The following is a 13,948-nucleotide window of genomic DNA, read 5'->3' as shown; positions in this document are numbered from 1 at the left end:
CTGTTGCTACATCGACAGAATCAAATCAAAATCTACAACAAGCAAAAGACAAAAAAGAAAAAGAAGCCAAGAATGAATCTAAGATGAGTTATATAGGAGATGGAATACTTAGAGAGTATTCTGAAACTATGCCTACTTACTCAAAAACACTAGATGTTTGGGAGATTCATAAAGGATTGGATGTTTCAGCGCAAGAAGGCTCTGAAATAAAATCAATACTAGATGGAAAAGTCGTATCTGTGTACTCAGATGATAGATATGGAACGAGCATAGAGTTATCTTACAACGATGATTTAAATGTAATTTATTCTGGAATACAAGAAAATGTATCGTTGAAAAAGGGAGATACAGTTAAAGAAGGCGACTGTATAGGATATGTAGGAAATACGACAAATATTGAAAATGAAGACGGAACACATGTACATATAGAAGCCTATAAGAAAAATGTAGCTATAAATCCACTGAGTTTATTAGAATAAAGTTTATAACAGGAGACTTTTCACAAAAATTGAAGAGTCTTCTGTTATATTTTTTGTTTTTCTTTCATATATATCTATAGGACTGATGGTGAGGAGGGGGAGATCTTGAAGTCTCATATAGAAAAAAGAGCGGTTATTATTGCCCAATATATATTAGAAAAACAAACAACTGTAAGACAAACAGCTAAGGTTTTTGGAGTTAGCAAAAGCACTGTCCACAAAGATGTAACTGAACGATTAGAGGAAGTTTATCCGTCATTAGCTAGTCAGGTAAAATTAGTCTTAGAAAAAAATAAATCAGAAAGACACATACGAGGAGGTATGGCTACAAAATTAAAATATCAACAACAAAAAAAGATGTAGGATAACCTACATTTTTTTCTTGACTAACGCTATAATTTTGCCTATATTGTAGAATAGGAGTATTTATGATAACTAACAATTTGAATTAAGTATAAATAATAAGAGTAGAAGAAGGAGTGAAAGTAAAATGGCAACAGGAGCGGATATAGGTATCGATTTAGGTACAGCCAACGTATTAATATATGTAAGTGAAAAGGGAATAGTTTTAGAAGAACCATCTGTAGTGGCTATAGATAATAATTTAAATACTGTTTTGGCAGTAGGTAAAGAAGCAAGAAGAATGATAGGTAGAACACCTTCACATATAGATGTTATAAGACCATTAAAGGATGGTGTTATATCAAATTATGAAATAACAGAAAAGATGTTATCTCATTTTATTGAAAAAATAGTAGAGAAAAAAGGATTTGGAAGATTTGTAATGCCTAGAATAATGGTCTGTGTACCAACAGGAGTTACTGAAGTAGAAAAAAGAGCTGTAGAAGATGCCACAAAAAAAGCTGGAGCTAGAGAAGTTTATATCATAGAAGAACCTATAGCAGCAGCAATAGGAGCTGGAATAGATATATCTCAACCTAATGGAAATATGGTAATCGATATCGGTGGAGGAACTACTGATATTGCTGTAATATCATTAGGAGGATCTGTTGTAAGTGATTCCATTAAATTAGGTGGAGACAAGTTCGACCAAGCAATTATAAAATACATAAAAGAAGAATATAATGTATTAATAGGTGAAAGAAGTGCAGAAAAATTAAAAGTTGAAATAGGAACTGCTATCAAAGAAGACGAACCAAGAACTATGAATATCAGCGGAAGAAATTTAGTAAAAGGCCTTCCTGTTACTATAAATGTTAGCTCTACAGAAATACTAGAAGCTCTTAATGACTGTATAGAACAAATAGTAGCAGCAACTAAAAACCTATTAGAAAAAACACCACCAGAATTAGCAGCAGATATAAGTGATACAGGTATAATAATGACAGGTGGAGGAGCTATGTTACATGGCTTAGGACAAAGAATAGAAGAAAGTACAGGAATAAAAGTAATTTTAGCTAACGATCCTCTTTCTTGTGTTGCTAAGGGTACTGGATTATCATTAGGATCACTTGATTTATTAGAAACTGGTGGAAGCTTTAAGAAATAATATATAGTACATATCGGGTATTAAAATATATAATTAAATATTGTACATTTAAAAAGTAGCTATTTTAAAATAATATATTTAGAATATTGTTTTATTATAGCTACTTTTTAATTGAGGGATATAATTTAGGTCGCCAGGAGCAGAGATAGTGCTATAGTTTCTGCCAGTTCTAAAATAAAATGAAGCCTTATATTATTGAAGGAAAATCGATTATTTTCGTCTATTTTATCTACAATACCGACTATAGAGTAATTCCCTACTTGAGGTAGCTTTTTACCTACGCCTTTACCAGGAAGAATGGGTCCCTCTCGAATTTGTATATTACCTATATTATTAGTCGAACCTAGGCAAGCATCTATGGCTAGAAATTGGCTGGATGAATGTTTCTTTTTTATATTTTCCATAGATTCATATATATTTAAAGCGTGAATAGGATTATCCAATGTACCGTAGACAGGGTATTTAAAATCGCTATTTTTGAGCATAGTTCCTACTAGAGGCCCAAGTGCATCTCCAATAGCACGGTCTGTTCCTATACAAATTACTACAGTATTATCAGAAATTATATTTTTAAGAATAGTACTTAGTGTATGAGTAACATCTTCTCTTTTATAGTTTATTTTAGCTAAATACATAGGAACTCCTCCCTTCTAGATAATATATGAATTTAACTCGATAAATAACACTATTTTTAAAATAGTCGCAGATTTAGTATATTTAATAATATGAATTAAAATAAGTAAATGTGACTATAAAATACTTGACAAGATAAAACAAAAAAGGTATCATTGAAATTGTTAAAAATTTAAATAAAAAATTTCTTGATTACCTTATCAAGAGAGGCTGAGGGACAGGCCCTATGAAGCCCAGCAACCACTTCATGAAGGAGGAAGGTGCTAAATCCTGCTAGAGAGATTCTAGAAAGATGAGGTCGCGTATTTTAGAATGCAATAACCTCTTCTTGTGAAGAGGCTTTTTTAATGTATAAGACATTATATAAAAGTTTCTTATATAAATTAAATGAATAGAGTATAGAATTTTAATAAAAAATAATTAATAAGTTTAAGGAGGAAATGAAAGGGCAAGACATTTATTTACATCAGAATCAGTTACTGAAGGTCATCCAGATAAAATGTGTGACCAAATATCAGATGCGATATTAGATGCATTATTAGAAAAAGATCCACAATCAAGAGTTGCTTGTGAAACAACTACTACAACTGGATTAGTATTAGTTGCAGGGGAAATAAGTACATCAGCTTACGTTGATATTCCAAAATTAGTTAGAGAAACAGTAGAAGGAATCGGATATACTAGAGCTAAATTTGGATTTGACTGTAACACTTGTGCAGTAATAACTGCTATAGATGAACAATCAGGAGACATCGCTATGGGTGTTGACGAAGGTCTAGAAAGTAAAGGTGGAGAACAAACAGAAGAAGAAATAGAAAAGGTTGGTGCTGGAGACCAAGGTATAATGTTCGGTTTCGCTTGTAATGAAACAGAAGAATTAATGCCACTTCCAATATCTCTAGCTCACAAATTATCTAGAAGATTAACAGAAGTTAGAAAATCTGGATTATTAGATTACTTAAGACCAGATGGAAAAACTCAAGTAACAGTTGAATATGAAGATGACAAACCAGTTAGAGTTCACACTGTATTAATATCTGCTCAACATAGTGAAAGTGTGGACAACGAAACTATAAGAAGAGACTTAATCGAACATGTTATAAAAGCTGTAATACCAGCAGAATTATTAGACGACGAAACTAAATACTACATCAACCCAACAGGAAGATTCGTTATAGGTGGACCACAAGGAGATACTGGTCTTACAGGAAGAAAAATAATCATAGATACTTACGGTGGATACTCTAGACACGGCGGTGGAGCATTCTCTGGAAAAGACCCAACAAAGGTTGACAGATCTGCTGCTTATGCTGCTAGATACGTAGCTAAAAACATAGTTGCTGCTGGACTTGCAGACAAATGTGAAATAGAATTAGCTTATGCAATAGGTGTTGCTAGACCATTATCAATATTTGTTGATACTTTTGGAACTGGAAAAGTTTCTAATGAAAAATTAGTAGAATTAGTAGAAAAGAACTTCGACTTAAGACCAGGTGCAATAATAAGAGATCTTGACTTAAGAAGACCTATCTACAAACAAGTTGCAGCTTACGGACACTTCGGTAGAACTGATATAGATTTACCATGGGAAAGAACTGACAAAGCTGAAACTTTAAAAGCACAAGCTATGGCTTAGATTTTAGTTTAATATAAAAAATAAAAATAAGAATATAACGAGACCTTGTATTATAATATATGCAAGGTCTTTTTTTGAGAAATTTGGGTAAGATAAAAAAGAGAGTATATTATTAGGAGTGTTATATTATGGAAAAATTAGAAGGTATGATAAGTGATATAGTTTTTAAAAATGAAGAAAATGGTTATACAATAGCTTATCTCGCAAATGAAGATGAGGAGGTGGCGATTGTTGGTTGTATGCCGACTTTGTCTGTAGGAGAGAGTATAGAGGTCGAGGGCAAATGGGTCACTCATAAAATTTACGGCTCACAATTTGAAGTCAGTAAATTTATGCCTATAACACCGTCATCTTTAGAGGGAATTTATGCTTATTTATCTTCTGGTATGATTCATGGTATAGGAGAGAAGATGGCGCTTAGGATTATAGATAAGTTTGGAGTCGATACTCTAGATGTGATTCAAAATACTCCTGAGAGATTAAAGGAAGTAGAAGGTATAGGCGCTAAGAAAATCAAGCAGATAACTGAGAGCTATGAAGAAAATAGGGAGCTTAGAAATATAATTATGCAGTTGTCTCCATATGGGATAACTCCTAATTTGTGTTTAAAAATATATAAAAAATACAAGGAAAATTCGCTCGACATAATAAATAAAAACCCATATAGACTTGCCGAGGATATAAGGGGTATTGGATTTAAGGTGGCAGATGATATTGCCAAGAAGCTTGGGATTGATAAGTATTCTAGAGATAGGATTTTTCAGGGAATTTTATATACTTTAAATCAGAGTACAGCGAACGGGAATACTTATTTGCCTATTAATGCGTTGGTTCAAAATGCAGTTAAGGTATTGGAGGTCGAACCTCAGTACATAAAAGAAGCTGTTATGGATTTAGCTTACACTCAAAAGGTACATGTTGAGAGAAGCCAAAATGATATAAATGTGTATTTGATGCCGTATTTCATGGCGGAAAATGGTGTTTGCAAGGAGATTATAAGACTTTCACAGGCTGAATTTAAGGATTTAAATATAGACATAGACGAGGAGATAAGAAGTATAGAAAGAGAAGATGATATAGCTCTAGCTCAAAACCAAATTAAAGCAGTAAAAGAAGCTATCGAAAAAGGTGTTGTAATAATAACTGGTGGTCCGGGGACAGGTAAGACCACTACAATCAACACAATCATCAAGGTGTTTGAAAATAATGGCGAAAAAGTCGTTCTAGCGGCTCCTACAGGCCGTGCAGCAAAGAGAATGAGTGAAACTTCGAATAAGGAGGCTAAAACGATACACAGGCTTTTAGAAATGGGATTTTCAATGGATAGTGATGAGCTTATGTTCATGAAAAACGAGGATGACCCTATAGATGCCGATGTCGTCATATTAGATGAGGTCTCTATGGTTGATATTGTGCTTATGTACAATCTGCTTAGAGCTATAAAATCTGGAACAAGGCTTCTATTAGTTGGAGACAGTGATCAGCTGCCTTCTGTCGGAGCAGGAAACGTGTTGAAAGATTTAATAGATTCTGAAGTCATAAATACAGTTAGACTTAACGAGATATTTAGGCAAGCGAGAGAAAGTATGATAGTAGTAAATGCCCATAAAATCAACAAAGGAGAGCCTTTGAAATTAAACGCAAAGGGCAAGGATTTTTTCTTTATAAGAAAAGAAACACAAGATGAAATATTAGATGAAATCATGGGATTAGTGAGTCAGAGACTTCCAAAATACTATGGTGTAGATAAACTCAAAGACATACAAGTTTTGTCACCTATGAGAAAAGGAACTCTAGGCGTAAATAATCTAAATATAGAGCTCCAAAAATGCTTGAACCCTCCAGCAAAATTTAAAACAGAGGAGGTCTTCACAAAGAGGACATTTAGAGTTGGAGACAAAGTGATGCAGATTAAAAATAATTACACTAAAAAATGGAAAACAGAAGATGGAACTAACAGCGGACATGGTATATATAATGGAGATATTGGTTATATTTACTATATAGACAAGGATAAAAAGGAAATCTTCGTTATATTCGATGGTATGAAGATAGTCAGCTATAAGCACGATGAGCTCGATGAGTTAGACCACAGCTTCTGTACAACTATCCATAAGAGTCAAGGTAGTGAGTTTCCGATAGTCGTGATTCCTATGACATGGGCACCACCGATGTTATTGAGTAGGAACCTGCTTTACACAGCAGTTACACGTGCTAAGAAACAAGTCGTGCTAGTCGGTGATGTCAAGTACTTAGAGTTTATGATTAAAAACAATCGAATAAACGACAGATATTCAAATTTAGCAGTTAAGTTGAATAAATTTAAAAAAGAAGGTCTGTTAGTTGATGAAAATGAATATACTCAAGGTGAATTTTAGTGTAGTCGATACTATAAAAATTAAATTAAAAGAAATAAAGGATTTATTACTGGATTTTATATATCCTAAAAATATAACGTGTATAATTTGTGATAATCCGATAAAACTAACAAATACATATTCGATATGTAAGGATTGCTTTAAAGAGTTGAATTTCTTAAAGGACGCATGCTTAAAATGTGGAAAGCCTATAATAAACCACAATCTAGAATATGAAGATATTGCTACATGTGCATATTGCGCTAAAAGGGGATTTTACTTCGATAGGGCGATATCGTGTATAGAATACAACTCTATAAGTAAGAAAATGATACTTGATTTTAAATATAAAAATAAAACTTATTTTTGCAGATACGTTGCACAGATTATGAGCGAGAAAATGGAGCTTGAGAATCTAAAGGCTGATTACATATTATTTGTTCCACTGCATAAGAAACGTATGAGACAGAGAGGATTTAATCAGTCTCAAAAGATAGCAGAGGATTTGAGCGATATAACAGGTATTCCAGTTTTTAATTGTATTTACAGAAAGAAAAATACAAGAAGGCTCTATAAGTTGAATTTAAAGGAACGACAAGAGGAGCTTAAAAATTCATTTTATATAAAGGATGATGATAATTTACTCAAAAATAAAGATGTAATCGTAATCGACGATATATTTACAACTGGCTCAACGGCAAATGAAATATCTAAAATGCTTAGATTATCCTGTGTAAATAGAATAACTATAATGACATTGCTAACAAGAAGTACTGATCCATACATACCGTTTACTGAAAATAATTAAACTAAATAATTCTATTGACAGAATTAAAATAAGATATTAAAATAAATGAGTGATTATTCAGGTCTGTGGTTGAAAGTCCAAGCCAGTCGCAGGCAAAGGGATCCACGTAAGTCAATCCTAAAAGTGGGATTGATGATCATGGTGCGGCTTAGAAGTAAGACCTACCGATAACCAAAAAAAATCTAAATCGAGACGGCTAGTAGTGCGGCAAACCCAGAGCGAACGTCGCAGTAGGCGAGTGTGGGGTCAAAAACCAGGTCAGCTGAATATCATAGAAGTACCTATTTAAGGGTACTTTTTTTATATAAAAAATATTTTATAAAGTTCAAAAAATATGTTGACAGAATTATAATTATGCAATTATAATTAAATTAATAAAATGTGAAACCGGTTTCAAGAAACATGAAACAGGCAGCATTTAAGTAAGAGGTGATTAAAATGGCAAGTATTAGAGAGGTAGCTAAGATAGCGAACGTTTCTCCTGCAACAGTATCAAGAGTAATAAATGGAACAGCTAAAGTGGATGAGCAAAAAAAACAAAGAGTTCTTGAGGCTATTGATGAAACGGGTTTCAAACCAAATGAATTAGCTAGAGCGCTATTTAAAAAATCATCTAAAATCATAGGAATGATTGTTCCAAATATTGAAAATCCATTCTTCAACGAATTGGCAAGAGTTATTGAAAAAGAAGCCTATGAAAATGGATATAGAATATTGCTTTGTAATTCTGATGACAATGAAAAAAAAGAATTGATGAACATACAAATGTTAAATCAATTAAAGGCAGATGGAATTATCATCATGACAAATAGTAGTAAGACTGCACAAGAAGTAGAAAAATACGATTTTCCCGTAGTGCTAGTAGATAGAAAATTTTCTAGCGATAAGGAAATGGCAGTAGTAGAAGCTGACAATTACAAAGGTGGAAGAATGGCAACAGAGCATTTAATAAAATGTGGTTGTAAAAATATTGTATGTATGAGAGGACCTCAATCACTTTCAAGTGCAAAACAAAGATATTTGGGATATAGAGACATTTGCAAGGAATATGGACTAAATGAACAATATATAGAATGTGATTATAGCTATGAATCTGGTCTTAAAAAAACAAAGGAATTAATAAAAAAATACCCTGATGTAGATGGAATTATAGCTAGTAATGATATGGTTGCGATTTCTATTTATAAAGTAATTTCAAAAAAAGGATATCGTGTACCAGAGGATATTCAAATTATAGGCTTTGATAATATTAGTTTCAGTTGGTTGTCTACTCCTGAAATAACTACTATTGCTCAGCCGATAAAAAAAATGGGAAAGAAAGCAGCTCAGATTATTATTCAACATAAAAAGGGAGAAGAAATAGAAAAAGAAAATGTATTTGATGTTAAGCTTATACAACGTCAAACTACAAAAATAAAGGGGTGAAAAATATGAAACTAGCAGTAGTGGGTAGCATTAATACAGATATGACAGTGACAGCAGAGAGAATTCCACTTAAGGGTGAAACTTTATTAGGTGATAGTATTAGTTACATCCCAGGTGGAAAAGGTGCTAATCAAGCAGTTGCAATGGCAAAGCTTGGTGCAGAGGTAGAAATGTTTGGGTGTATTGGTGACGACAGTAATGGACAAAAGATGATAGAAAACATGAAAAACGTTGGAATAAAGACAGAACATATAAAAGTATTAGAAGGTGTTCCAACTGGTATAGCAATGATTACTGTTGGGGAAAACGATAACACAATCATAGTAGTTCCAGGAGCAAATGGAAAAGTAGATAAGGATTATGTAGATGGTATAAAGGATGTACTACAAACTTACGATATGGTAGTCCTTCAACATGAAATTCCACTAGATACAGTACATTATATAGTAGAGTTTTGTGCAGAAAAAAATATACCAGTTGTATTAAATCCAGCTCCAGCAGCTAAAGTTCCAATGGAAATTATAGAAAAGGTAACTTATTTAACACCTAATGAGCATGAAGCAGTATTAATATTTGGAGATGAAATGACTACAGAAGAGCTTCTTAAAAAATATCCTGAAAAATTATTAATCACTCAAGGCTCAAGGGGAGTTTCTACATGTTTAAAATCAGGTGAAATTTTAACAGTGCCAGCTAGACCGGCAAAGGTTGTAGATACAACAGGTGCTGGGGATACTTTAAACGGTGCTTTTTCTGTACAAATAGCAAATGGCGCAAATATAAAGGATGCTTTAACTTTTGCAAATACAGCAGCTAGCTTATCTACAGAAAAATTTGGAGCACAAAGTGGTATGCCAACTGTTCAAGAAGTAGAAAAAGAGCTTGGAGGTAAATAGTTTTGAAAAGACATGGAATTTTAAATAGTGATATATCAAGTGTTCTTTCTTATATGGGACATACAGATCGTATATGTATAGCTGATTGCGGTCTTCCAATTCCAGAAGAAACAGAAAGAATTGACTTAGCAGTTAAATTTGGACAACCAACTTTTATGGAGCTTTTAAAAGTAGTTGGTGATGACATGAAGATAGAAAAAATAGTTTTAGCAGAAGAAATAAAAGAAAATAATCCAAAGGTTTTAGCTGAAATAAACGATTATTTTGTAGGACAAGAGGTAGAAGTAGAATTTGTTTCTCATGTTGAACTAAAAGAAATGACAAAAGAATGTAAGGCTGTCATACGTACAGGAGAGACAACTCCTTATGCGAATATAATTTTACAGTCTGGATGCATTTTTTAATAAGGGGGGAAAGACATGCAGATTGAAATGCGTGGAATTGACAAGTCATTTGGCGGTAATGCAGTTTTAAAGAGTGCAGGCTTTTTACTAGATGATGGAGAAATTCATGCACTTATGGGAGAAAACGGCGCTGGTAAATCTACATTAATGAAGATTTTAACAGGTGTTTACACTAAAGATGCGGGGACAGTTTTAGTAGATGGAAAAGAAGTATGCTATAACAATCCACAAGAAGCCGAAAAAGCAGGGATCGTATTTATTCATCAAGAGTTAAACGTATTATTCGATTTAACAGTTGAAGAAAATATGTTTCTAGGCAAAGAAATAAAAAAAGCATTTGGTGTATGTGACAAAAAAGCGATGAGAAAAAAGGTAAAAGAAATCCTAGATATGCTTGGTGTAAAAATAGATCCAGGTCAAAGAATGGATGAATTATCTATAGGACAACAACAAATGATAGAAATTGCAAAAGCGCTAATGGTAGATGCAAAGGTTATAATAATGGATGAACCAACAGCAGCTTTAACTCAAAGTGAAACAGAAGTACTATTTGAAGTAGTAAATTCACTTAGAAAAAAAGGAGTTTCTATAGTTTATATTTCTCACCGTATGGAGGAAATCTTTGAACTATGTGACCGTATTACTGTTCTTAGAGATGGCTCATATATAGGAACAAAGAAGATTTCAGAAATAGACATGAATGATGTAGTTAAAATGATGATAGGTAGAGAAATAGGAGAAAGATATCCAGCCAGAGAATCAGCAATAGGTGATGTAATCTTTGAAGTGAAAAATTTAAACTGTCCTGGTGTGTTTGAAAACGTTTCTTTCCAAGTTCATGCTGGTGAAGTTTTAGGTGTGTCTGGATTAATGGGATCAGGAAGAACAGAAATAATGCAAGCGATATTTGGAAATATGCCTAATGTTACTGGAGATATTTATTTAAACTGTCAAATAATAAAAAATAAAAATCCACAACAAGCTATAGCAAATGGAATAGGATTTATAACTGAAGATAGAAAAGTAGAAGGTCTTATGCTAGAAGAGAGTATTATGAAAAATATTTCTCTAGCGAATCTTGGAAGAATTTCCAAAAATGGAGTTATACAAAAGAAAGAAGAACAAGATTTAGTAAAAAGAGGAATAGAAGAATTAAAAATAAAATGCTTTGGACCACAACATGAATGCAATAACTTAAGTGGTGGTAATCAACAAAAGGTAGTATTTGCAAAATGGATTTATACAGATCCAAAGGTATTAATATTAGATGAACCTACAAGAGGTGTAGATATAGGGGCTAAGAAAGAAATTTACAATATCATCAATGAACTTGCAGCAAAAGGAGTAGCTATCATTATGGTATCTTCAGAACTTCCAGAGGTTTTAGGTATGTCTGATAGAGTTATGGTAGTAAGTGAAGGAAAAATAACAGGTATTATAAATAAAGAAGATGCAAATCAAGAAAATGTCATGATTTTGGCAACAGGAGGAGATCTAAATGGAAAATAATAAATTAATAAATCGCGTGCAAGACTTGGGGGCGCTTATAGCTTTAGTTCTTTTAGTAGTAGTTATAAGTTTTATAAGTCCAGAATTTAGAACAGTAGATAACTTTTTATCTTTACTTAGACAATCTTCTATCAATGGATTGATTGCTTTTGGTATGACTTGTGTTATCTTAACTGGAGGAATAGATTTATCAGTTGGTTCAGTTTTGGCGTTAACTACAGCAATTTGTGCTAGTTTAATAGTTAAAGGAACACCGGTAGCTTTAGCTATGATAATAGCTCTTGTAATAGGTGTTGTGTTTGGTGCAATAAGTGGTATATTTGTAACAAAAGGACGTTTACAACCATTCATAGCTACATTGATTACAATGACAGTATTCCGTGGAGCAACTATGATATTCATGGATGGAAAACCTATTTCAAACTTAGGAAGTAGCTTCCTATTAAAATTCTTAGGAAAAGGAGCTATATTAGGAATTCCACTACCAGTTATATTATTCATAATAATTTTCGCAATATTTATGTTTGCATTAGAAAAGACTACATTTGGACGTAGAATATACGCTACAGGTAGTAACTGGAAATCAGCTAAATTAGCAGGTGTTAATATAGATCGTACAAAAATAGCTGCATATGCAATTTCTGGATTGATGTCAGCTATGGCAGGTTTAATTCTTTTATCTCGTCTTAATTCAGCACAACCTACTCTAGGTACTGGATATGAACTAGATGCAATCGCAGCAGTTGCACTTGGTGGCGTTAGTATGAATGGTGGACGCGGAAGAATATGGGGAACATTTGTAGGTGTTCTAATAATAGCAGTATTAAACAATGGTTTAAATATATTAGGTGTATCTTCTTACTATCAAGATGTAGTAAAGGGACTAGTTATATTAATTGCAGTATTATCAGACCGTAAACGTTAATCAAAGTCTATAAAAAAATTATAAAAATATATAGGGGGTATAAGTTATGAAAATCAAAAAATTAGTTGCTCTTGCAGCAGCGGCAGTATTATCGTTTTCTTTAGTAGGTTGTAGTGTAGAAGGCGAAGGATCTAGTACAGGAAGCTCAGCAGAAGCTGTAGGAAATGGAAGTATAGGATTCTCTGTATCTACATTAAACAATCCTTTCTTTGTAACATTAAGTGAAGGAGCAAAAGAAAAAGCTAAAGAAGCAGATGTAGAATTAATAGTAGTAGATGCTGGTGATGATGCAGCAAAACAAACAAGTGATATTGAAGATTTAATATCAAAGAAAATAAGTGTTTTAATAGTAAATCCAGTTGACTCTGATGCAGTTGCACCAGCAGTAGAAGATGCAATAGCTAAAGGTATAAAAGTTATATCTGTAGACCGTGCAGTAAATGGTGTAGATGTAGATTGTGCAATAGCTTCTGACAACGTTGCAGGTGCTAAAATGGCAACTGAATACTTAGTTGAATTAGTTGGTGAAGGTGCAAAGGTTGCAGAATTAGAAGGTGTTTCTGGTGCTAGTGCTACTATAGATCGTGGAGCTGGATTCCATGAAGTAGCAGATAAACAATTAGATGTTGTAAGTAAACAAACTGCTAACTTCAACCGTTCTGAAGGTATGGATGTTATGGAAAATATGCTTCAATCTAACTCAGATATAAAGGGTGTATTTGCTCATAATGATGAAATGGCTCTTGGTGCAGTAGAAGCTATAGGAAGCAAAGATATAGTAGTAGTTGGATTCGATGCAACTGACGATGCTTTAGCAGCAATAAAAGATGGTAAAATGGCTGCAACAGTAGCTCAAAAACCTGACCTTATGGGACAAACTGCAGTAGAAACTGCTGTTAAGCTTATAAATGGTGAAGGTATAGAAAAAACTATACCAGTAGAAGTTGAACTTATAAAAGAATAATTAAAATTAAAAACCAATGTAATTTCCTAAAATAAACCTAAAGATGACTGCGGCAATATTGTCGCAGTTTTTTTTAGATTTTTTTAATTAACCACAGAAAAACATATGTACTGTGAATATATCAATTTGATAGAACGTTGGAAAATAGAGATTTATATACTTATCAACAAAGTTATCCACATTATACACAGGGTTTGTGTACAATTTAATTCACATTTAGACAAAATATTTTATTATACAAAAATATATGAATAAATTCAGTGATTCATTGTAAAATGAAATTGAACTAAAAAAAATATCCATAGTAAGATATCCTGTGTTATTATTTAATCACCACAAAAAAATAAAGAAAGGATATAAATTACTATGGATAACAATAATACTAACACAAATACAAGAAAA

General features: G+C 32.8%; 12 protein-coding genes, 1 pseudogene and 1 riboswitch. Of the genes and pseudogenes, 12 read left to right on the top strand and 1 reads right to left on the bottom strand.

The window, feature by feature from the left end:
• From SPD90_RS07445 to SPD90_RS07435, 3 genes are all read left to right on the top strand, one after another.
• Positions 1–479: M23 family metallopeptidase (locus tag SPD90_RS07445; protein ID WP_320924804.1), on the top strand; the 479-nt coding region annotated here is incomplete at its 5' end.
• 105 nt (positions 480–584) lie between these two features.
• Positions 585–842, top strand: coding sequence for a sporulation transcriptional regulator SpoIIID (gene spoIIID / locus SPD90_RS07440; RefSeq protein ID WP_290691748.1), 258 nt, complete (start codon positions 585–587; stop codon positions 840–842).
• 127 nt (positions 843–969) lie between these two features.
• Entirely contained in the window at positions 970–1,989 is a 1,020-nt protein-coding gene (locus SPD90_RS07435; protein WP_320624311.1) for a rod shape-determining protein, read from the top strand.
• 125 nt (positions 1,990–2,114) lie between these two features.
• Here SPD90_RS07435 and yyaC read toward each other — a convergent pair whose 3' ends face one another.
• A complete protein-coding gene (gene yyaC, locus SPD90_RS07430) occupies positions 2,115–2,624 on the bottom strand; it encodes a spore protease YyaC (RefSeq protein WP_320624312.1) in 510 nt (169 codons plus the stop codon).
• A 192-nt stretch (positions 2,625–2,816) separates the two neighbouring features.
• Positions 2,817–2,921, top strand: a riboswitch (SAM riboswitch).
• Positions 2,922–3,070: 149 nt separating this feature from the next.
• Between yyaC and metK the strand changes: the two are divergent.
• From metK to SPD90_RS07385, 9 genes and pseudogenes are all read left to right on the top strand, one after another.
• Positions 3,071–4,258: pseudogene (gene metK, locus SPD90_RS07425) on the top strand (methionine adenosyltransferase); the annotation flags it as partial.
• A 128-nt stretch (positions 4,259–4,386) separates the two neighbouring features.
• Positions 4,387–6,636, top strand: a complete 2,250-nt coding sequence (gene recD2 / locus SPD90_RS07420) for an SF1B family DNA helicase RecD2 (RefSeq protein WP_320924803.1) — start codon at positions 4,387–4,389, stop codon at positions 6,634–6,636.
• Positions 6,605–7,423: a ComF family protein gene (locus SPD90_RS07415; RefSeq protein WP_320924802.1), complete on the top strand. Its 819-nt coding sequence runs from the start codon at positions 6,605–6,607 to the stop codon at positions 7,421–7,423. Before recD2 ends, SPD90_RS07415 begins: the two co-directional genes overlap by 32 nt.
• 438 nt (positions 7,424–7,861) lie before the next feature.
• Positions 7,862–8,848 carry a LacI family DNA-binding transcriptional regulator gene (locus SPD90_RS07410; protein ID WP_320924801.1) on the top strand — a complete coding sequence of 329 codons (987 nt, stop codon included), beginning with the start codon at positions 7,862–7,864 and terminating at the stop codon, positions 8,846–8,848.
• 5 nt (positions 8,849–8,853) lie between these two features.
• Positions 8,854–9,744 carry a ribokinase gene (gene rbsK / locus SPD90_RS07405; RefSeq protein WP_320924800.1) on the top strand — a complete coding sequence of 297 codons (891 nt, stop codon included), beginning with the start codon at positions 8,854–8,856 and terminating at the stop codon, positions 9,742–9,744.
• Positions 9,745–9,746: 2 nt separating this feature from the next.
• A complete protein-coding gene (gene rbsD / locus SPD90_RS07400; RefSeq protein WP_320624520.1) occupies positions 9,747–10,148 on the top strand; it encodes a D-ribose pyranase in 402 nt (133 codons plus the stop codon).
• 15 nt (positions 10,149–10,163) lie between these two features.
• Positions 10,164–11,657, top strand: a complete 1,494-nt coding sequence (locus tag SPD90_RS07395) for a sugar ABC transporter ATP-binding protein (protein WP_320924799.1) — start codon at positions 10,164–10,166, stop codon at positions 11,655–11,657.
• On the top strand, positions 11,647–12,582 hold the full coding sequence (locus SPD90_RS07390) for an ABC transporter permease (protein WP_320625638.1): 936 nt from the start codon (positions 11,647–11,649) through the stop codon (positions 12,580–12,582). Before SPD90_RS07395 ends, SPD90_RS07390 begins: the two co-directional genes overlap by 11 nt.
• Positions 12,583–12,628: 46 nt before the next feature.
• Entirely contained in the window at positions 12,629–13,546 is a 918-nt protein-coding gene (locus SPD90_RS07385) for a D-ribose ABC transporter substrate-binding protein (protein ID WP_320924798.1), read from the top strand.
• Positions 13,547–13,948: the final 402 nt, after the last annotated feature.

It is taken from the genome of Intestinibacter sp. (assembly GCF_034113885.1).
In the GTDB taxonomy this organism is placed as follows: domain Bacteria; phylum Bacillota; class Clostridia; order Peptostreptococcales; family Peptostreptococcaceae; genus Intestinibacter.
Note: the sequence above shows the minus strand (reverse complement) of the source record. Positions and strands in the feature narration are given on the sequence as shown.